Source organism: Exiguobacterium sp. N4-1P, assembly GCF_002214325.1.
Genome location: NZ_CP022236.1, coordinates 2,897,709 through 2,919,193, shown reverse-complemented (window position 1 = coordinate 2,919,193; position 21,485 = coordinate 2,897,709). Strand labels below are relative to the sequence as shown.

Annotated in this window: 20 protein-coding genes; all 20 read left to right on the top strand. The window is 46.0% G+C overall.

The window, feature by feature from the left end:
• Window positions 1-8: 8 nt before the first annotated feature.
• Entirely contained in the window at window positions 9-296 is a 288-nt protein-coding gene (gene rpsF, locus A0126_RS14895) for a 30S ribosomal protein S6 (protein ID WP_012371898.1), read from the top strand.
• Window positions 297-319: 23 nt separating this feature from the next.
• Window positions 320-847, top strand: a complete 528-nt coding sequence (locus tag A0126_RS14890) for a single-stranded DNA-binding protein (RefSeq protein WP_029332161.1) — start codon at window positions 320-322, stop codon at window positions 845-847.
• A gap of 47 nt (window positions 848-894) precedes the next feature.
• Window positions 895-1,125, top strand: a complete 231-nt coding sequence (gene rpsR / locus A0126_RS14885) for a 30S ribosomal protein S18 (RefSeq protein ID WP_012371896.1) — start codon at window positions 895-897, stop codon at window positions 1,123-1,125.
• 129 nt (window positions 1,126-1,254) lie between these two features.
• Entirely contained in the window at window positions 1,255-3,240 is a 1,986-nt protein-coding gene (locus tag A0126_RS14880; protein WP_088838298.1) for a DHH family phosphoesterase, read from the top strand.
• Window positions 3,237-3,680: a 50S ribosomal protein L9 gene (rplI, locus tag A0126_RS14875; protein ID WP_029332159.1), complete on the top strand. Its 444-nt coding sequence runs from the start codon at window positions 3,237-3,239 to the stop codon at window positions 3,678-3,680. Before A0126_RS14880 ends, rplI begins: the two co-directional genes overlap by 4 nt.
• A gap of 19 nt (window positions 3,681-3,699) precedes the next feature.
• Window positions 3,700-5,052 carry a replicative DNA helicase gene (gene dnaB, locus A0126_RS14870; protein ID WP_029332158.1) on the top strand — a complete coding sequence of 451 codons (1,353 nt, stop codon included), beginning with the start codon at window positions 3,700-3,702 and terminating at the stop codon, window positions 5,050-5,052.
• Between the two features lie 939 nt (window positions 5,053-5,991).
• Window positions 5,992-7,284 (top strand): adenylosuccinate synthase, encoded by a 1,293-nt coding sequence (locus tag A0126_RS14865; protein ID WP_029332157.1) that lies wholly within the window; start codon window positions 5,992-5,994, stop codon window positions 7,282-7,284.
• A 248-nt stretch (window positions 7,285-7,532) separates the two neighbouring features.
• The gene (yycF, locus tag A0126_RS14860; protein ID WP_088838297.1) at window positions 7,533-8,240 is read left to right on the top strand and encodes a response regulator YycF; all 708 of its coding nucleotides are present in this window, start codon (window positions 7,533-7,535) and stop codon (window positions 8,238-8,240) included.
• Window positions 8,241-8,242: 2 nt separating this feature from the next.
• Entirely contained in the window at window positions 8,243-10,090 is a 1,848-nt protein-coding gene (gene walK, locus A0126_RS14855; protein ID WP_029332155.1) for a cell wall metabolism sensor histidine kinase WalK, read from the top strand.
• Window positions 10,087-11,403, top strand: coding sequence for a YycH family regulatory protein (locus tag A0126_RS14850; protein ID WP_088838296.1), 1,317 nt, complete (start codon window positions 10,087-10,089; stop codon window positions 11,401-11,403). Before walK ends, A0126_RS14850 begins: the two co-directional genes overlap by 4 nt.
• Window positions 11,404-11,409: 6 nt before the next feature.
• Window positions 11,410-12,246, top strand: a complete 837-nt coding sequence (locus A0126_RS14845; protein WP_088838295.1) for a two-component system regulatory protein YycI — start codon at window positions 11,410-11,412, stop codon at window positions 12,244-12,246.
• Window positions 12,247-12,256: 10 nt separating this feature from the next.
• Entirely contained in the window at window positions 12,257-13,048 is a 792-nt protein-coding gene (locus A0126_RS14840; RefSeq protein ID WP_029332152.1) for an MBL fold metallo-hydrolase, read from the top strand.
• 107 nt (window positions 13,049-13,155) lie between these two features.
• Window positions 13,156-14,451: a S1C family serine protease gene (locus tag A0126_RS14835; protein WP_088838294.1), complete on the top strand. Its 1,296-nt coding sequence runs from the start codon at window positions 13,156-13,158 to the stop codon at window positions 14,449-14,451.
• A 369-nt stretch (window positions 14,452-14,820) separates the two neighbouring features.
• On the top strand, window positions 14,821-14,982 hold the full coding sequence (locus A0126_RS14830; protein ID WP_084157652.1) for a CxxH/CxxC protein: 162 nt from the start codon (window positions 14,821-14,823) through the stop codon (window positions 14,980-14,982).
• A gap of 72 nt (window positions 14,983-15,054) precedes the next feature.
• Entirely contained in the window at window positions 15,055-15,534 is a 480-nt protein-coding gene (gene rlmH, locus A0126_RS14825) for a 23S rRNA (pseudouridine(1915)-N(3))-methyltransferase RlmH (protein ID WP_088838532.1), read from the top strand.
• 378 nt (window positions 15,535-15,912) lie between these two features.
• A complete protein-coding gene (locus A0126_RS14820) occupies window positions 15,913-16,596 on the top strand; it encodes a response regulator transcription factor (protein ID WP_088838293.1) in 684 nt (227 codons plus the stop codon).
• On the top strand, window positions 16,593-17,891 hold the full coding sequence (locus A0126_RS14815) for a sensor histidine kinase (RefSeq protein WP_088838292.1): 1,299 nt from the start codon (window positions 16,593-16,595) through the stop codon (window positions 17,889-17,891). Before A0126_RS14820 ends, A0126_RS14815 begins: the two co-directional genes overlap by 4 nt.
• A 104-nt stretch (window positions 17,892-17,995) precedes the next feature.
• The gene (locus A0126_RS14810; protein WP_088838291.1) at window positions 17,996-18,694 is read left to right on the top strand and encodes a polyphosphate polymerase domain-containing protein; all 699 of its coding nucleotides are present in this window, start codon (window positions 17,996-17,998) and stop codon (window positions 18,692-18,694) included.
• Between the two features lie 46 nt (window positions 18,695-18,740).
• Window positions 18,741-19,424, top strand: a complete 684-nt coding sequence (locus A0126_RS14805) for a DUF4956 domain-containing protein (RefSeq protein ID WP_088838290.1) — start codon at window positions 18,741-18,743, stop codon at window positions 19,422-19,424.
• 99 nt (window positions 19,425-19,523) lie between these two features.
• Window positions 19,524-21,473 carry a CotH kinase family protein gene (locus A0126_RS14800; protein ID WP_088838289.1) on the top strand — a complete coding sequence of 650 codons (1,950 nt, stop codon included), beginning with the start codon at window positions 19,524-19,526 and terminating at the stop codon, window positions 21,471-21,473.
• The last annotated feature ends 12 nt before the right edge of the window (window positions 21,474-21,485 follow it).

Here is a 21,485-nt window from a genome sequence, read left to right as displayed (position 1 = left end):
TGACAGATATGCGTAAATACGAAGTACTTTACATCATCCGTCCGGAAGTTGATGAGGAAGCACGAAAAGCTCTAGTTGAGCGTTTCAACAAAGTCCTCACTGACAACGGTGGTACAGTTGAAAAAACAACTGAAATGGGTAAACGTCGTTTCGCTTACGAAATCAATGATATGCGTGAAGGATTCTATGTTCTTCTTAACGTGACTGCTGAACCAGCAGCTACTAAAGAACTTGACCGTCTCATGAAGATCAGTGACGATATCGTTCGCTTAATGATCACAAAAGACGAGAAATAAGCTGAAACAGGAGAGTGATTCTGATGATTAACCGCGTCGTTTTAGTCGGTCGGTTAACTCGTGACCCTGAAATGCGTTATACGCAGAGCGGGATTGCGGTAACGCGATTCACACTCGCATGTGACCGTCCATTTACGGGACAAGATGGGAAGCGAGAAGCTGATTTCATCGATTGCGTCGTATGGCGCAAGCAAGCAGAGAACGTTGCTCAGTATTTGAAAAAAGGTAGTCTCGCAGGTGTCGAGGGTCGCCTACAGATTAGCAGTTATGACGATAAAGAGGGTCAACGTCGATATCGTGCTGAAGTCGTCGCGGATAGTGTTCGATTCCTAGAATCACGCAATGCAAGCCGTTCTTCAGATAGTGACAGCTATTCTTCGAATTCAAATACAGGTGGAAACGGGAATGCTGCAGGATGGGGTTCACAGCAACAGCAGAACAACTCTTCCTCGCCAGCACCCGCTTCATCTTCATCGAACTCGGGCTTCGGCGCTGATCCGTTCAGCGGTGGAAGTTCGATCGATCTTTCAGACGACGATCTCCCATTCTAATGGGAACGTTGGACTGAAAAATTTACTCTAAAAAGGAGGTTAATCACATGGCACGTCGTCCAGGTGGAAAACGTCGTCGTAAAGTATGTTACTTCACGTCGAACCACATCACTCATATCGATTATAAAGACGTAGAACTTCTCAAACGTTTCATTTCGGAACGCGGTAAGATTCTTCCACGTCGTGTGACTGGTACTTCAGCGAAATACCAACGTCCACTTACAATCGCAATCAAACGTTCACGTCAAATGGCTTTAATCCCATACGTAGCTGACTGATTACGGTGAAGCGCTTTTCCTTTTCGAAGGAAGGGCGCTTTTTTTCGCTTCGCTTTCAACCGGTCCTATTTTTCGGTTATAATAAACAAGTTAACGAATTTTTAATTAGAAGTATTTAAGGAGGACGCGATGGAGTCAGGTCAACAAGTATCATCAGAACGGGAACGGCGGGTTGTTCGCTTCGTTCCGTATCTATTAATCGTCGGTCTACTTCTCGTCGTCGCAATTAGTAATCCAATCATCGCAGCAATTGGTGCGTTCGTGACGACTGTTCTTTTTGTCCTTCATCTATTAGAAGAGCAGCGGGCACGAAAGTCCTGGGAAGCATATGTCGAAAGAATATCGATTCAAGTCGAGGATACAGGGCAAGATGCTTTGACGAATATGCCGATTGGAATCTTACTATATGATGAGGAAACGCACGTCACATGGTTCAATGATCCGATGCGTGAAATCTTCGACGACTTGGCAATGGGGCATCTGTTACTCGATCTCGATCCCTTGTTCGTTGAAATGATGGCGACGGATGAAGATCAAGCGACACTTGAGATTGGTGAGTCCGTCTATCGTGTCTTCTCGAATCGTGAAAATCGGACGTTCTATCTATTTGATATGACAGAAGAGGCGCAAGTTGAACAACAACTCGTCGACAATCAAACCGTCATCGGCGTCATTTATCTCGATAACTATGATGAGATGACGCAGGGGATTGAAGATCAATTAAGAAGTGAATTAAATAGTCGGGTCACCCAGTTATTGAATCATTGGGCGGCGGATCACGGCACCTATATAAAACGTACCGCCTCAGACCGGTACTTTGTCGTGACGACAGAAGAGAATCTACGGATTCTTGAGCGGACGAAGTTTTCCATCTTAGACATTGTCCGAGACGAGACGAGTCAACGTGGGGTGCAATTAACGCTGTCGATCGGAATTGGCTGTGGCAGTGACGCCATACCTGTTCTCGGTCAGATGGCGCAGTCGAGTCTTGACTTAGCACTCGGACGCGGGGGCGACCAGGTCGTCATCAAACGTGACGGGAAAGTCCGCTTTTATGGTGGGAAAACGAATCCGACGGAAAAACGGACGCGTGTCCGGGCACGGGTCATCGCCAATTCGTTGCGTGACTTGATGCAGGAATCAAGTCGAATCCTCGTCATGGGTCACCGAAACCCTGACATGGATTCACTTGGAGCATCGATTGGTATTCTCAAGCTTGCCGAGATGAACGATAAGGAAGCGCATATCGTATTACCGGATGCAGAAATCGGTCAAGGGATTCGACGGATGATGTCGGAAATCAGTGAAGACGAGAAACTGGAGTCGCGTTTCATCAATTCGTTCCAAGCTGAGCAACTCGTCGACGATCAAGCGTTATTGATTATCGTCGACACGCATAAACCGTCGCTTGTCGTCGTTCCGGCATTACTGGATCAGTTCGAACGAATGGTCGTCATCGATCATCATCGTCGCGGAGAAGATTTCATCGAGGAGCCAGTGCTCGTCTATCTTGAGCCATATGCATCTTCGACGTCAGAACTCGTCACAGAGTTGATTGAATACCAACCGACGAACGAAAAGCTGTCAATGCTTGAAGCGACGGCGTTACTTGCAGGAATCATCGTCGACACGAAAGGCTTTACGATCCGGACAGGCTCGCGGACGTTTGATGCGGCCTCCTACTTGCGTTCGCAAGGCGCAGACACGGTCCTCGTCCAAGAGTTCCTTAGTCAAAACCTCGAGACGTATGTCGAACAGTCGCATATTCTCGAGCGGACGGAAATCTATAAAGCAGGTATGGCGATCGCGACAGCGGAGCCGGGGGTCATCCATGATCAAGTCTTGATCGCCCAAACGGCGGATCAACTGTTATCCTTACAAGGAATCCGTGCCGCCTTCGTCATCGCTGAGCTCCAAGATGGCCGGACGGCAATCAGTGCCCGGTCGCTCGGTGAGGTCAATGTCCAGTTAATCATGGAGACGCTAGGTGGCGGTGGTCACTTAACGAATGCGGCGACGCAGATGGCGGAATCGATCATCACGGTCGCGGATGAATTAAGACAAGCAATCGATCGTTATCTAGAAGATGAAACAAAAGGAGAGGAAATCGAATGAAAGTTATTTTATTGCAAGACGTTAAAGGACAAGGTAAAGCAGGAGACGTGAAAGAAGTCGCAGATGCATACGCGAACAATGTGTTATTCAAAAAGAAATTAGCGCGTCCCGCGACAACAGGGAACTTAAAACAACATGAAGCACATGAACGTAAAGCAGCAGAGCAAGCGAAACAAGCATTGCTTGATGCAGAAGCGTTAAAAGAGAAGATTGAAAAAGAAACGATTGTCGTTTCGACGAAAGCGGGCGAAGGCGGCCGTGTCTTCGGTTCAGTCACGAGTAAACAAATTGCAGAAGCATTGAAGAGCATGGGTTACAAAATCGACAAACGTAAAATCGAGCTCGAGCACCCGATCAAAGCCCTCGGATTCACGAAAGTGCCGTTAAAACTGCACAATGAAGTCACAGCGACGCTAAACGTTCAGGTCAAAGAAGCGTGATTAGAAAAGGGGATCGGTGATGAGTGATGTAATGCAAAATACGCCACCCCAAAGTATCGAGGCGGAACAAGCCGTCCTTGGGGCGATCATGATTGATGCTGATCGATTGATCAGTGCGTCCGAACGATTATTGCCACACGATTTTTATCGGGCGGCACACCAACGGATTTTTGAAGCGATGCTCGTGTTGTCGGACCGTGGCGAAGCAATCGATCTTGTCACAGTCACGGCGGAACTGAGTACGCTCGGTGTCTTAGAAGAAATCGGCGGGCTTGCCTATCTCGGTGAGCTTGCGGAAGGTGTCCCGACAGCGGCGAATATCAATTATTACGTCAATGTCGTCGACCAAAAATCAACGCTTCGCCGTTTAATCCGGACAGCGAATGAAATCGTCACAGACGGGTACGAACGACAAAATGAAGTCGACGTCCTGCTGAATGAGGCAGAACGGAAGATTCTTGAAGTATCGCAAGGCAAGGGGAGCGCAAGCTTTATCCCGATTTCTGACGTCTTGACGAGCGCGTATGCGACGATTGATAAATTGCATAAGCAAAGCGGTGAAACGACCGGGATTCCGACCGGCTTCCGCGACCTCGATCAAGTGACGGCCGGGTTCCAGCGTAACGATTTAATCATCGTCGCCGCCCGTCCGTCTGTCGGGAAGACGGCATTCGCCTTGAACATCTCGCAAAACGTCGCCACCCGTGCCGACGAGAATGTTGCCATCTTTAGTCTTGAGATGGGTGCGGAACAACTCGTCATGCGGATGCTCTGTGCAGAAGGCAACGTCGATGCGCAACGTCTCCGGACGGGGCAACTCGAAGATGAAGATTGGGGTAAACTGTCGCTCGCGATGAGTAGTTTGTCGCAAGCAGGGATTTACATCGATGATACGCCAGGGATTCGTGTCAATGATATCCGGGCGAAGTGTCGTCGCTTAAAGCAAGAGCACGGTCTCGGCATGATCATGATTGATTACTTGCAGTTGATTCAAGGGAACGGTCGCTCAAGCGACAACCGTCAACAGGAAGTCTCAGAGATTTCCCGTTCCTTAAAGTCGCTCGCACGTGAACTCGAAGTGCCCGTCATCGCCTTATCGCAGCTCTCGCGTGGTGTGGAGAGTCGTCAGGATAAACGACCGATGATGTCGGATATCCGGGAATCAGGGGCGATTGAGCAAGATGCGGATATCGTCGCTTTCTTATACCGGGACGATTACTACAACAAAGAAACGGAAGATGCGAATACGATCGAGATCATCATCGCGAAACAGCGGAATGGTCCGACCGGTACGGTTAAACTCGCTTTCCGGAAAGAATTTAATAAATTCGTCGATCTTGAGCCGAGTAATTCGTATGCTCCACCGGCGTAACAAGCAACACCTCGATCTAACCAGGTCGGGGTGTTTTTGTTTGTAGAAAATCATGACTGAGGTGTTAGTTTAGTTCACGTGTGGACAAGATAAATTCAATGTTGTGAACGAGGCTTTTTGCTTTTTGCTTTCTGCTTTCTGACAACCGTTTCTTTCTTCTCGTGCTTTCCTCGGGCGAGGCGCAAGCCGTTGCTCCTTCGTTCTGACGAACACGGAGCAGGGTCTTGCCTGCCTCTGACAGCACAAGACGTCTTGTGCTTTTTCCCGTAGGAGTCACGAAAAGCGAAGCATGTGGGTAGCGTGTTTTATGAACGAGGTGAGCTGACAACCGTTTCTTTCTTCTCGTGCTTTCCTCGGGCGAGGCGCAAGCCGTTGCCCCTTTGTTCTGACGAACACGGAGCAGGGTCTTGCCTGCCTCTGACAGTGCAAGAAATCTTGCACTTTTTCCCGTAGGAGTCACGAAAAGCGAAACGGTTGGCTTGTGTAGCGGGTCGTATGGATCATTGGGGATCGATTTGTTGAGTCGCGCGTTCCGAATTGAATCGCTTTCGAACGAACAGCAATCAGGCGCGACCCTGCAGCGAAGCGAAGCGGCGCAAGGGATTGCCGCTCAGAAGTCGATTCGGAGAGGAAAAGCGCGGCGGGCGTATGTAAAAGGTTTCGATATGAGCTTGTCTGTAGCCTAGCCCCCGATTTTGATAAACAAGACGAGAGTAAAGCACATAAAGGAAGCATAACGATTTGGACAAACGAAGTCATCGGGAAGAATCATTATGTTTCGATATCTTGAAAGTAAAGGAAAAAAGGAAGCAGAAAGGAGTAATTAAACGAACGAAACAGAAATACATTAATTAATTGTTCGGTATTTGATTGACTTCTGTTTTTTTCCGCGTTACACTTAGTCGTGGTTTTGAATCGTACGTGGAGGTGGATGAGAATATGTCATCAGTAGTAGTAGTCGGAACACAGTGGGGCGACGAAGGGAAAGGTAAAATTACCGATTTCCTTTCGAAAAAAGCCGATGTCGTCGCTCGTTATCAAGGTGGGGACAATGCAGGACATACAATCGTATTCAATAATGAGACGTATAAGTTACACTTGATTCCTTCAGGGATCTTTTACTCAGACAAGAAATGTGTCATCGGAAATGGCCTAGTCGTCAATCCGAAATCGCTCGTCAAGGAATTAAAGTATCTGCACGATCGTGGTGTTTCTACGGATAACTTATTAATTTCAAATCGTGCTCATGTTATCTTGCCATACCATCAATTGCAAGATCAGCTCGAAGAAGAAGCAAAAGGCGACGCGAAAGTCGGAACGACGCTGAAAGGAATCGGACCGTGCTACATGGATAAAGCAGCACGGATCGGGATTCGGATGGCAGACTTACTCGATAAAGAAACGTTCGCTGAAAAACTTCAAATCGTGCTTGAACAGAAGAACCGGATGTTTACGAAAATGTACGACGCAGAGCCGATTGCCTTTGATGATATCTTTGAAGAATACTACGCGTATGGTCAAGAATTCGCGAAGTATGTCTGCGATACATCAGTCGTCGTCAACGATAGCCTCGATAAAGGGGAAAAAGTGTTGTTCGAAGGAGCGCAAGGTGTCTTGCTCGATCTCGACCACGGAACGTATCCGTTCGTCACATCATCAAATGCTTCAGCGGGTGGCGTCGCGTCAGGTGTCGGTGTCGGTCCTGCTCGTATCGACCACGTCGTCGGTGTCTGTAAGGCCTATACGTCACGTGTTGGTGATGGTCCGTTCCCAACGGAATTGTTCGATGAAATCGGTCATCACATCCGTGAAGTCGGTCGCGAATATGGTACGACGACAGGTCGTCCGCGTCGCGTCGGTTGGTTCGACTCGGTTGTCGTTCGTCATTCACGTCGGACGAGTGGTTTGACAGACCTGTCCTTGAACTCGATCGATGTCTTGACCGGGATTGAAACGTTGAAGATTTGTACATCGTACGAATTCAACGGAAAACAAATCGATGAGTACCCAGCAAGCTTCCGTGATCTTGAAGCGTGTGTCCCGGTCTACGAAGAGTTACCGGGTTGGAAAGAAGATATTACAGGGATTCGTAAGTTTGAAGACCTTCCAATCAATGCGCAAAACTACGTAAAACGGATCGCAGATTTGACGAACATTTCACTCGTCACGTTCTCGGTCGGACCAGGTCGCGAGCAGACAGTCGTCCTTCGTGATCTTTACGAAGAAGCATAAGTCGAATACAAACAGGCGTGGCATCAATCGGTGCCGCACCTGTTTTTTTATATCTTTTGATAAGCGAAATAATTCACAAACAAAAGGATAAGAGCGTATACTAAAAGTAATGTTTCACGTGGAACGTTCCACATGAAATCGGTTGAATGGTAGAGGTGTGGCGTCGGTAGTTTCCGTCGCCACCTTTCTATATGCCGAAAAAACAGGTAAAATAGATTGAATAGAAATTTTTTAAGGGGGAACACCCATTGACGGAACGTAGAATACTCGTCGTCGACGACGAACAACCGATTGCGGATATATTAAAATTTAAACTTGAAAAAGAAGGTTACAGCGTCGCTGTTGCCAATGATGGCGTTGAAGCACTTGAGAAGGTCGAGGAATTCAAACCAGACTTGATTTTGCTCGACATCATGCTGCCTTTAATGGATGGGATGGAAGTCTGTCGTGAAGTCCGAAAAACACTTGAGACACCAATCATCATGTTGACGGCAAAAGACTCAGAAATCGATAAAGTACTCGGACTGGAACTCGGTGCGGATGATTACGTAACGAAACCGTTTAGTTCACGCGAGCTACTCGCACGTGTCAAAGCGAACATGCGAAAACGAGGACGTGATGAAAAACCAGTCAGTGATGACCCTGATGATATTACGATTGGTGAGTTGACGATTCATTTGAATTCGCATACGGTCACGAAGCGTGAAGAAAAAATCGAACTCACACAACGTGAATTCGAACTGTTGCATTATTTAGCGAAGAACATCGGACAAGTCATGACGCGCGAACATCTTCTTCAGACAGTCTGGGGCTATGATTACTTCGGCGACGTTCGGACGGTCGATGTGACGGTACGCCGTCTACGTGAGAAAGTCGAAGACAACCCGAGTACACCCATTTATATCATGACACGTCGTGGTGTCGGTTATTATCTCCAAGATGGGGAGAATGAATAACTATGTTAAAAGGAACGAACTTCTTTAAATCCATCCAGTGGAAACTTGTCGTCATTTACGCGTTACTGATTTTAGTCGCGATGCAAGTCATTGGAGTCTATTTCGTTCGTTCCCTTGAAAAGCAGTACATTACAAACTTCTCAAAATCTGTCGAGGACCGAGCCGGACTTGTAGCTTACAATGTCGGGAAGGAATTTGATAAGGCAGGCGATGATGAAGCCTCTAAACGGCAGTTGTCTGAGTCTCTTGGGCAGCTGCTGTCTGAGTTTAGTAGTGGCTCCACTTCAAGGAACGACATTCTCGAAGTCCAAATCATCGACCAGGATTCTGTCATTCAAGCGACGTCGGATGAGGACAACCAGTCGGCGGTTGGGCAACGGGCGACAAACTCGTTAATCAAAAAAGCACAGGCGACGAGTTCGACCCGAATCGATACCGTCCTTGATCCGAATGAAGATAAAATCCGAATCTTCGCCGTACCTGTCACGTCAGAAGGTGATGGTTCGACGATCGGGATGATTTATGTCCGGGCATCGATGGAGTCGATCTATTCACAGATGCAACAGGTCACCCGCATTCTAGCGACGGGAACAGTGATTGCACTTGTCATCACGTCGATTCTCGGGGTGCTGTTATCTCGAACGATCACGCGACCGATTTCCGACATGCGTCGGCAAGCGATTGAGATGCGCCGGGGGAACTTCTCCCGGAAAGTAAAAGTCTATTCCGATGACGAAATCGGACAGCTGGCCCGGTCGTTCAACGAATTGACCGACGAGTTGCTCGAAGCAAACGCGACGACGGAAGCGGAACGACGGAAGTTGACGAGCGTCCTCGAAAACATGACGGACGGTGTGATCGCTACGGACCGGACGCTCCGTGTCATCTTGATGAATGATCAAGCAAAAGACATCGTCGGCGTCGAAGAGGCAGGCATGGTCGGAACGAATCTGAAGGATTTACTCGCACTCGGGGATGACTTCATGATTCCGGAAGACGGAACAATGCCACCACGCTTGCTTGATTTCAGTAGTGAGGATGAACTGTTCCTCGTCCGGGCGTTCTTCTCGCCCGTCAAGAAACACAGTGGACCGATTACCGGAATGATCATCGTCTTGCATGACGTCACGGAACAAGAGCAAGTCGAACAGGACCGCCGCGAGTTCGTCGCGAACGTCAGTCACGAACTCCGGACTCCATTGACGACGATGCGGAGTTATCTCGAAGCACTCGCAGAAGGGGCCTATCAAGACGAAGAACTTGCACCACGCTTCCTTGAGACGACACAAAATGAGACGGAGCGGATGATTCGTCTCGTCACAGACCTCCTGCAACTGTCGAAAATGGATAGTAAGGAATATAAGATGAATAAAGTGCGCTTCGACTATATCCAGTTCATTAATGAAATTCTCGATCGTCATGACATGACAAAACCGGAGCGGATTCGCTTCCGCCGGAAAATCATGAAACGGAAAGTTTATATTCGTGGGGACCAGGATAAGTTGATTCAAGTTGCCGATAACATTTTGACGAATGCGATCAAGTATTCACCGGAAGGCGGAACGATTACCGTCCGGACGATGTTACGGGCGAAACGGATCGTCATCAGCATCAAGGATGAGGGAGTCGGGATTCCGAAAGCGAACCTGCAAAAAATCTTCGAACGTTTCTATCGTGTCGATAAGGCACGGGCACGGAAGATTGGTGGGACAGGTCTCGGTCTCTCGATCGCGAAAGATGTCGTTTCGGCACATGGCGGCGACATTTGGGCAGAAAGTGAATGGGGACGTGGTACGACGATTTACTTTACCCTTCCTTATGAAGTGATTGAAGAGGTGGATGCCGGATGATGAAGCAACGACTGAAAACGACCCTGCTGATTCTACTTGTATGTGGTTCTATTTTTCAGACGGCAATGCTTTGGACATATCATCCAAGTAGTGAATCGATTGAGCAGGAACAAGTATCGTTTAATGAGATTGATGCTTCAAAGACGGTTGAAAGTAATCAGCTCGTTAATCCGGAACTCGTCGTCTATTCGAATGGTGTGGAAGCCTATCAGACACAAATCATCGGGCGGACGATTTTGAACCGGATTGGTGCTTCGTTTGATATCGGTGTCCTCGTCTTGACGGATAAAGCCTCAAACATCCCGCTCAGCAAACGGAGTGTCGAGATGATTTTCCCGACACCGGTCACGGCAGCGATGCTTGAAGAACTACTCGGTGAAAAAGAGATTGCGATGGCTGAACCGATTAAACGGCTCTATCTGCTCGATTATGACGGACCGATTCTTCGGCTCGAGTCAGCGACTGGTCGCTTTAAAGACTTTCAATTGGTCGGCGACGAGACAGTCTTAAAACGCCTCTTTGCCTACGATAAGAAAAAACCGATGACGAAGGTCGAGCTTAAAGGCGGTGACTACACGTACGTCGCAACAGCGACCCCTCGTCTTGAAGAAGTGTTTGTCTATGACGAAGTCGGACAGGACCCGAAACCACTCGACCGGATTCGCAGTGCGTTCTTCACAGCGAATACGAATGTGCAGCAAATCAAGGGACGAGACGGACTCGACGTGTTGACGGATGGGGTCAGCGTCTCGACGTATGACCGGGATTACAATGCCTATCGTTTCAACACGCTGTCACCGAATACACAAAGTACGGCAGTCGATTACAGTACGCTCGTCAGCTACATCAATATTCATGGGGGCTGGCTCGACCAAGTCACACAACGCAGTGGCTTCCGTTATTACTTCGATCAAATGAGTAGTCAAGAAGAGCAACAAACGGCAATCTTCCGTCTCTATTTGAATCGTTATCCGGTCTTCGGCGAAATTGGCCCGTTGCTCGAACAACCAGAATTTGATTTAGCGACGATCAAGATGACGTTCGAAGAAAATCAAATCCGGTCGATCAGCCGGAGCATGTTACGGGCAGACCGGAAACTTTTGTTAAAGGAAACGACGTTACCGACGATTGAACAGACGGTGAAAGAGCTGGAGCAAGCAGACCTTATGCAGGACATCACCGGAATTCGAGTCGGCTACAGCATGACATACAAAATCGCGACGAGTCGCTACGCCCTGTTTGAACCGGCATGGTTCGTCAAACGGGATGGAGAATGGAGCACAGTCGATCAAGCAATTGGAAATGAGGGGTAATGTTGAATGGATTGGAGTAAAGCAAAGACGTTGTTGATTCTGACTTTCCTCATCCTGAACGTCTACCTGGTCGTTCAATTGATGGATCGGATGATTGAACCACGGATCGTCGCGACGACGGCGTCCGGAAAGACGATTTTGAAAGATCGGAAGATTGACGAAAAACAACTGCAGACCGCGTCTCGCGACATCGGTTATTTGACGGCAGAAGTCGATTCGAGCTCACTGGCACCAAAAGAGAGCTCACCGATTAAAGATGCAATCACATCAGTCAAAAATCAGGTCGAATGGTCTGTTCGGTTGTCGAAGCCGTCACCGCTCGACGCAAAAGCGATGCGCGACTCGGCGACTTCATTCGTCCAGTCGTCCGTTAATCACGGTTCAGACTACACGTTTTGGAAGTTTGATAATAAACAAAATGAAATGACGTTCGTGCAGACGTATAAAGGACAACCGCTGTATTCGACACCGGAGCAATCACGGGATGATGAGGCGATGATTGGTCCGTCCCTGCTCGTCCTGCAGCTGAACGATGACAAGGAAATCGTCAGCTATAAGCAACGTCACTTGAACGAAGTCGTCCGCCAAGCACAGGACGTGACGTTGTTGTCAGCGAGCGAAGCCGTCATCCAATTGTCGGAGCAAGGTCTTTTCCCGGCCTCGAAAAAAATGACAGGCCATAAGCTTGGCTATTTCTGTCTCGTGACGGAAGGGACAAAATCGGTCCAGATTTTACCGCCGACGTGGCAGATCGAACTCGACGGGGAAGAACTTTATTTCGTCAACGCGATTGACGGGGGTGTTCAGACGATCGAACGCCTCGATACAGTTTCAGAGAAATGAGGAATACACGATGAGCCTACACTATAGCGTTCTTGCGAGCGGCTCGACGGGAAATGCCCTCTACATCGAAAGTGAACAAAGCCGGCTGCTCGTCGATGCCGGATTGACAGGAAAAGCGATGCTTGCATTGTTCGACCAGATTCACCGGTCACCGGAAGGCATCGATGGGCTGTTCGTCACCCATGAACACTCGGATCATATTAAAGGGGTCGGCATCTTAGCCCGCAAGTACAACATCCCGCTCTATGCGAACCAAAAGACATGGGACGCGATGGAAGCGAAGATTGGGAAGATTGATCCCGCCTTGAAGTTCCTCTGGGAAGTCGGCGAAGTGAAACAGTTCGGCGATATCGAAGTCGAATCGTTTAACGTCAGCCATGACGCAGCCGATCCGATGTTCTTCCAGTTCGCCCATGAAGGGAAACGACTCGCCCATATCACGGATACCGGCTACGTCTCGGACCGGATGAAAGGGACGATTCGTGGTGCCGATGCCTACATCTTCGAAGCGAATCATGATATCGGGATGCTCCAGATGGGACACTACCCGTGGAGCGTTAAACGCCGAATCCTTGGCGACTACGGTCACGTCTCGAACGAAGACGCGGCGGTCGCGATGAGCGAGGTGCTCGACGAGCGGACGAAACGGATCCATATGGCCCATTTGAGCAAGGACAACAACATGAAGGAACTGGCCCGGATGAGTGTCTCCCAGACACTGGCGAGCCGGGATGTCGACCTCAGCAAGATTCATCTGCTTGATACCGATCCCGTCATTCCGACACCACTCCTGAAGCTCTGATTATGGGAAATTACTGAATATGCTCAAAAGACCCCCACATTTGGCTAACTTGCCAGGTGATGGGGGTATACTTGTGTAAAGAGAGTTTAAGAAGGAGGCATGTGCCGATGGATCGACCTGAAGAACCACGGAATGAATCGGAACAGATCAATCAATCGACCGATGAGGAGAGCGGATTTCCACCGCGCCGACCGACTGAAGAAGAACCGGTCAGTCCTTATCGTGAACCATATGAAGAAACAGACGAACCTCCACGTAAGCGTGGTGGCGGTGGTAAAGCATTTTTTGTCGGCTTAATCGGCGGCGTCATCGGCGCCTTACTGATTGCCTTGATCGCCTGGCCATTTGCCCGTGATCAAATGACGAGTCCGACACCAGCCGCGACGGTGACGACGGAACAGGCAGCGACGACAGCGACGGAAGCCGAGAATGATATCGTCGGTGCCGTCAGTAAAACGAAAGAAGCCGTCGTCAGTGTGACGAACTTACAAAGTTCATTCCGCGGTGCGGATCAAGAGACAGGAGCAGGATCCGGCGTCATCTATAAAAAAGATGGCAATAAAGCCTATGTCGTGACGAACTATCACGTCGTTGAAGGGGCAAGCAGCTTGTCGGTCACGTTATCAGACGGAACGGCGCTCGAAGCGAAAGTCCTCGGCGAAGATCCGACGTATGATTTAGCCGTCTTATCCATCGATGCAGCAAAAGTGACACAGGTCGCGAAAATCGGTGACTCCGATACGTTACGTGCCGGTGAAACGGTCCTCGCGATCGGCAACCCGCTCGGGATCTTCGCAAACTCGGTCACACGTGGTGTCATCAGTGCCCAGGAACGGACGGTGCCGGTCGATACGAACAAGGACGGCCAGCAGGACTTCAACACGGAAGTCATCCAGACGGACGCGGCGATTAACCCCGGGAACTCGGGCGGAGCACTGATCAATACGTCCGGTCAATTGATCGGGATCAACTCGATGAAGATTGCGGAAGCAAGCGTCGAAGGTGTCGGTTTTGCGATTCCGATCAACGAAGCCTTACCAATCATGCGTGACCTCGAACAGAACGGTGAAGTCATTCGCCCGCAACTCGGGATTCAGATTCGGGACGTCCAGGAGTTCCCGAGCGGCTACCGTGAGGACCGCCTGAAACTGCCGAGTGACGTGACGAAAGGAATCGTCGTCGTCGGTCTGACAAACAACAGTGGAGCAGAAAAAGCAGGGATGAAAGCAAATGACGTCATCGTCGAAATCGACGGGACAAAGATTAATTCATTCGCAGATCTCAAGAGTGTCCTGTACCGTGATGCGAAAGTCGGACAGACCGTCAAAGTGACGTTCTACCGGAATGGGGATAAACAGTCCCTTGATGTGAAGTTGTCGGCACAAGCGGCGACGGTGCAATAACAGATTCAGATTAACTACTCGTACATGTACGGGTAGTTTTTTTGTTTGGGGATATGAATGGGCGTATGAAAGAAAGAGAAAGAGTCATCGTGATGTGCTGTCACGCGCTTTCCTCAGGCGAGGAACGAGCCGTTGGTTTCTTGCCTGACGGCAGATGCCAGGGTCTCGTTTTCCTCTGACAGCACGGACGAGCCGTGCTTTTTCCTGTAGGAGTCGCGTGCAGCCGACACGATGAGCAGCAGCTTAATCATGGAACGAAAAGAAGCGAGAATACCACGCATGTGGATAACTTTTAAGCGGTTGAAGAAGCCGATTTTTGTTATACTGGTAGCGGATAACTGTGGATAACTAAAAAGGAGGAGAATACCTGTGGATAAATATGTCTGTTTGGAACACGTCGAGTTAGCACTGGACGAAGTCGTCGATGAAACGGAAGAATACCCGATTTTGGAAGAAGTGAATTCAGAAAAAACCGTCACTTGTGAGTACTGTGATCAGCCCGCAACATATCTTGTGTCAAGCAAAAAATAATTATCAACATGTGGACATGTGGATAACTCTGTGGATAACTCCTGAATTTTCTGTCAGAAAGCGAGAAAAATGATGCAAATTACCATTATCACGGTCGGAAAGCTGAAAGAGAAGTACTTGAAACAAGGGATTGCCGAATATACGAAACGGCTTGGCGCCTATTGTTCGATTCAAGAAATCGAGGTGCCAGACGAAAAAGCACCGGAACAACTAAGTGACGCGGAGATGCAGCAAGTGAAGAAAAAAGAGGGCGAACGGATTTTAGCGAAGATTGGACCGGACGTTCATGTCTACGCACTTGCTATCGAAGGAAAGCAACGGACGAGCGAACAGTTTGCAACAGAACTCGACCGACTGGCGACGTACGGCAAAAGTAAAATCGCCTTCGTCATCGGTGGATCGCTTGGTCTCGCACCGGAAGTCATACAACGGGCGAACGATACGATTTCCTTCTCGAAGATGACGTTTCCACATCAATTGATGAAGATGATTCTCTGTGAACAGATTTACCGGGCATATCGGATTAATCGGAATGAGCCGTATCATAAGTGAATAGAATTGAAAAGAGAGACTATCTGAAACGTTAAGCAGCGTTTCAGATGGTCTTTTTTTGGTATATGGGTGCAAATAAACAACTCCTTTTTCTGTGTCTACAAAATTAAAATAAGCAATTGATTTGTATGGCATTTCATTGTGTTACGCTAGATGAAAAAATTGCAAACCTTTAAGAAGGTGTTAGACACATCAAATAAAGGATGTAAGGTTTAGTTAAAATCAGCATACTTAGCGACTCTAATCGGATCATGATACCGTCTAATCTTTAGTCTGATACAATCTTTATTACGGTAAACTTTACACGTGCGAAATAGATTGTTTCTTCTCTAATCTCAGTGGTGCAGAATAAAGTTTAAATTGAAAAGTGAGGATCTTATGAAAATACTAATTATTGAAGATGATGTGATGCTGTCCAATACAATTGTCGAGTCTACGAATACATTATATGAAACTTCTCAAGCCTTTGACGGAGAAGAAGGGCTTTATTTAGCTGAGCAAAACATCCATGACATTATTATTTTAGACTTGATGTTGCCGCTTATGAACGGATACGAAGTATTACAGGCATTACGGTCAAAGGACATCACGACACCCGTAATTATTTTAACAGCTAAAGATGCGATTGATGATAAAATACAGGGTCTTCGTCTAGGTGCAGATGATTATTTAGTGAAACCCTTTCACCGGGAAGAATTATTGTTACGGTTAGAGGCAATCGTTCGAAGGACAATTGGGCATTTCAAAGAAAATAATATTTCGTTTAAAGAGCTTATTCTGAATGTAAAAACTAAAACTGCCACTTTAAACGGAGAGTCGATTAAGTTGAATCGAAAGCAATTTGAACTACTTGAGTATCTCATTAACAACAAAGAAACGATCGTGACGAAAGAACAAATATTTGACCGGATTTGGGGCTTTCAATCAGATACGACGAATACAGTCGTCGAAGTCTATACAAGTCATCTTCGTAAAATATTAAAGGCATATGATTACGATCGTTACATTAAGACATTTCGTGGATTAGGTTATATGTTATCCGAGGAAGGTCAGGACGCATGAATAAAAACAAGATAATAAGCAAGCAGCAATTTACGTTTATGTCGTTGAACTTTATTGCATTTACGCTGATTTTTGCGATATTCAGCGTGATTATTTTTACACTCGTTCAAAGTACGCTTTATAAAAAAGCGGATGAGGAGTTATATAATTTCAAACAAAAAATACAACGTGAAGACTTAGATCAGCAAGAAAATCTGCCGGCTGACCGTGGACAACCGGACCAGCTGGCGCCCCCGTTAAATCCACGAATCATTGTCTTACGGTGGAATAGTAAGGGCGAAAATGTAAATGAAGATCAGATTGGTACGCAGTTCTATCAAAATTATTTTGAAGACCAAAGCTTTAACGAAGAGTCCTTGAATGAAGTCACGAAGGTTCGCTTAAAGGATGAATATACTTTTCGGTCTTTGTCTTACGAGAATGATGAGAGTGATGATTTTTCCTACACCCAACTGTTAATTAATACAGATGCTGAAGAAAGTCTAACCGAAAACTTCAGATGGATTTTACTGATTTGTTCAATTGTAAGCATTGTTCTTTCTCTTACGATTAGTTATTTACTATCCAAAAAAACAATGCAACCAATCATTAAGTCCTGGGATCGCCAGGCTGAATTTGTGGAGAATGCTTCGCATGAGTTAAGAACCCCGTTGACGATCATTCAAAATAAGCTTGAATTGTTATTGGTCCAGCCTAATGAAAAAATTGTAGACTCTTTTGAGAGCATTGCACTCAGTTTATCTGAAACAAGACGCATGTCGAAGCTGACGACCGACTTGCTAACGCTTGCCCGTGCAGATTCATTGGAAACCCTGTTAAGTACAGAAACGTTCCACTTAGATGATTTTGTACGACGTGTCTGTCAGCCCTATCTTGAAATTGCTGAAATGCAAGATAAAACGATGTGGCTTCATGTAAATACTCCGATAGAAATTGAAGCAGATAAGAGCAGGATGCATCAACTGTTCGTCATCCTGTTGGATAATGCATTAAAGTTTACCGCGGAAAATGGAAGTATCGGGGTGAAAACATATCTGGAAGGACATAAGATAATCATAGAAATAAGTGATACAGGCATTGGAATAAGTCCGGAAAATAGAAAACGAATTTTTGAAAGATTCTTTAGAGAAGATAAAGCGAGGACACGAGATACCGGTGGGACCGGTCTAGGTTTAGCAATCGCCCACTGGATTGTCGTTAGTCATGGCGGCACAATTAAAGTAGTCGATACTGGTGAATCAAAAGGAAGTATTTTTCAAATTAAATTGCCTAAAAAGGAAATCACGCATTTGTGATTTCCTTTTTTTTTTGTTCAAATCGCGTAAAACTTTAAGCAATTTTTAAGGTTCATCTTTAATAATCAAGGCATGAGGAAGTTATTAAAAGGGAGTTGAACGCTATGCAGGCAAAGACGTTGAATGGTGTACAAGGGCGGACGGAGCTTAAGCACGAGCTATCAAAAATGGATTGTTACCTGCTTCGCCATCGATTGAAGCACGTTATGGAGGTCGATCCTCATGCAAACGAGGAAGGCAAATATCATATTCGAAGCGTGTATTTCGATAACATCGATAATAAAGTGCTAACGCAAAAAAAAGAAGGCTACTACGACCGTGATAAATTTCGTGTGCGGTTGTATGACCATCGTATCAGTCTTCTCCATTTGGAGAAGAAAAGTAAGCGTAATAATCTCACGTACAAGCAAAAATGTCGCATTCGCATTGAAGAGTATGAAGACATGCGAAATGGCGAGATTTCTTGGATGGAACATGATGAACGAATGTTGATTCGTGAACTCTATATTGAAATGAAGATGTATCACATCAAACCAATGACCGTAGTGGATTATGAACGTGAAGTGTTCATTTATCATTACGGGAATGTCCGGGTCACGTTTGACAGTGATATCAAAACCAGTTTTCGAAATAATGACGTTCTCAATTTTGATTTGCCGATGATTGAAACGAATCCGGATGTCGTCATTTTAGAAATTAAGTATGACGAATTTCTACCGGATGTCATAAAAAAACTTCTTCAGATTGGTAACAGACGAAAAGGAACGTATTCAAAATATCAAATGAGTCGAATGTACGGATAATAAAAAAGACTAACGTATAAAAGATTAGTCATTTGGAGGAATAGAAATGGAAAATGTAACTTTTGATGATATTTTCAAGTCCAATATTTTAGAGAAAACAACGAGCTTTTCAATTGTTGATTCTTTGATCGGTTTAGTGGCAGCGTTTATTTTAGGTTTATTGATTTACACGGTATATAAAAAGACATTTGCCGGCGTGATTTATTCTCATACGTTCAACATCTCGCTGATTATCATGACGATGGCGACTTCACTCATTATCATGGGGATTTCGTCAAATGTCTTGTTGTCTCTTGGTATGGTTGGTGCGCTATCGATCGTCCGTTTCCGGACACCGATTAAAGATCCGATGGACATTGTTTATCTTTTCTGGGCAATCGTAGTCGGGATTTTATGTGGAGCAGGATTCGTTCCTCTGGCAGTATTAGGTTCTATCGCCATTGGTCTAGTTTTAATTTTGTTCGTGAATAAAATCAAAATCGAGAATCCGTATTTACTTGTTATCAAATATAACGAAAATTCAGTCATTGAATTAGTAGATCACGTCGTCAAGAATTATGCGAAGAAACATACAGTCAAATCAAAGTCTGTGTTACCCGGTAATCAGTTTGAGGTAACTTACGAAATTCGTGTTAAAGAAGACGATATGGAATTTTTAAACACACTTTCAGATATGAAAGGTGTTCAATCAGCGGTCATGATCAGTTACGACGGGAACTTTACTGCCTAATTAAAAGAGAGAACCTCAAGTGGCAGCAAGAAAACTCTTGCTGCCACCGCTGTTTCAACTAAACAGATCACTTAAGATTTACGTAATGGAGGGGTGAAAATGTTAATAAAAAAAAGATGGATTATCACGTTGATGCTTGTTGCGATTTTCTTTACAGTGGGGAGCCTTTATACGGTTCAAGAGTTTCAACTACAAAAAGTAGATTCTGCGTATTCGTATGACGAAACCTTGTTTAATAAAGATGAAGTTTCTACTATTGAGATTTCAATGGATGACGATGAATGGGAGGATTTGATTGAAAATCCGCTTGAGGAGGAGTATAAAGAAGCTTCTATCACGATTAATGGAGAAGAAGTTTCGAATGTAGCCATCCGTACAAAAGGAAACTCCTCATTAACATCAGTTGCTCGTGATGAAGATTCAGATCGGTATAGCTTAAAAGTAGATTTTAACTATTACGATTCCAATCAAAGTTATTATGGTCTATCCAAACTCAATTTAAATAACAACTTTAGTGATACCACACAAATGAAAGAGTTTGTTTCTTATGAATTGATGGAGCAAATGGGAATAGAGACACCGGAGCATGCCTACATGAAGGTCATGGTGAATGGTGAATACTATGGACTGATGCTCGGTGTAGAAGCAATTGACGAGACGTTTATCGCCCAAAATTATAATACGACGGAAGGGTACTTGTATAAGCCGGACGGTACAGGTAGTGATTTGGTTTATATAAGTGATTCACTTGAAGATTATGAAGGTATCGAAGTTGAAATGAATGAAGAAAGTGTAGACGAATCTGAATTGATCTCGATGCTGAAAGCCATCAATGAAGGGGAGGGGTATGAGGATTACCTGAATACGGATGAGATGCTCCGCTATTTTGCCCTGAACACGTCCTTAGTCAGCTTAGATAGTTATCAAGGCCAACTGAAGCATAATTATTATCTCTACGAAGATGCAGACGGTGAATTTTCGATTTTACCTTGGGATTATAATATGTCGTTTGGTGGATTTAACATGGGTGGGGGCGGTCAGGGTGGACCCGGTGGTCAAGGCGGACCGGGCGAAGAAGCTACACAAAATGGTGCAGACACACAAGGTGAAGAAGTAACAGCTCCTGAAACTAGACCGGAACAAGTTCCGCCCACGCAAGAGTCTGATACAGATGCAGAACCGGTAACTCCTCAAGCAGGTGGAGGGAATCAAGGTGGCGGAACGCAGGCTGGAGAATTATTAAGTGAAGACACGATCAACTTCAGCATAGATCAGCCCGTTTCTGGTACAACTTTATCTGAACGTCCTTTGTTGAACGTACTATTAAGTGACGAAACCTTATCGAAGCAATACGAGGAGTATCTAGAAGAAATTGCGACTGAAATTTTAACTGAAGAAAACGTGGAGTCTATTACGTCGAAGCTCGGTATCTTATTAGAACCCTACGTCGACAGCGATCCTTCTAAATTCTTTACAACGGAAGAATTTTTAGAAGGTGTCAGTGGTGAAAACAGTCTCCCAGAGTTTGCTAAACAACGCAGTGAATCAATATTAGCTCAATTATCGGGTGAACTCGTGGTTGACGCTGACGAGGTAGCTGAAAACAATTCAGCTGCAAATCAAACCCCAGACAATAATAAACAAACTACGAATGAAGAAGGTGCACCAGCACAACCAGGAGGGAATATGGGGCCAAGACCCGACATTAACTCGATGACAGATGAAGAATTTAATCAATTTGTCGAACAGATTCAATCTGGAAATCTGCCAATCGCCTTACCAGATGATTTTGAGACGATGACGATTGAAGAGAAAAAGACGTACCTCAATGAAAATATGGGGGGCGGACAAGGACAAGGACAAGGACCGCCTCAAAATGCTGATGGAGAAAATCCAAATAACAATCAACCCTTAAATAATGAAGCGAGTAACAATGCAGACAGTGACGAAACGAGTGGAGACTATACGAAAAGCGATGCGTATATTCTGTTTGCATTCTTAATGAGTTCAGTCGGTGTGATTGTTGCCTTTCGTCGCATCGGACGATAAAACATTTAAAAG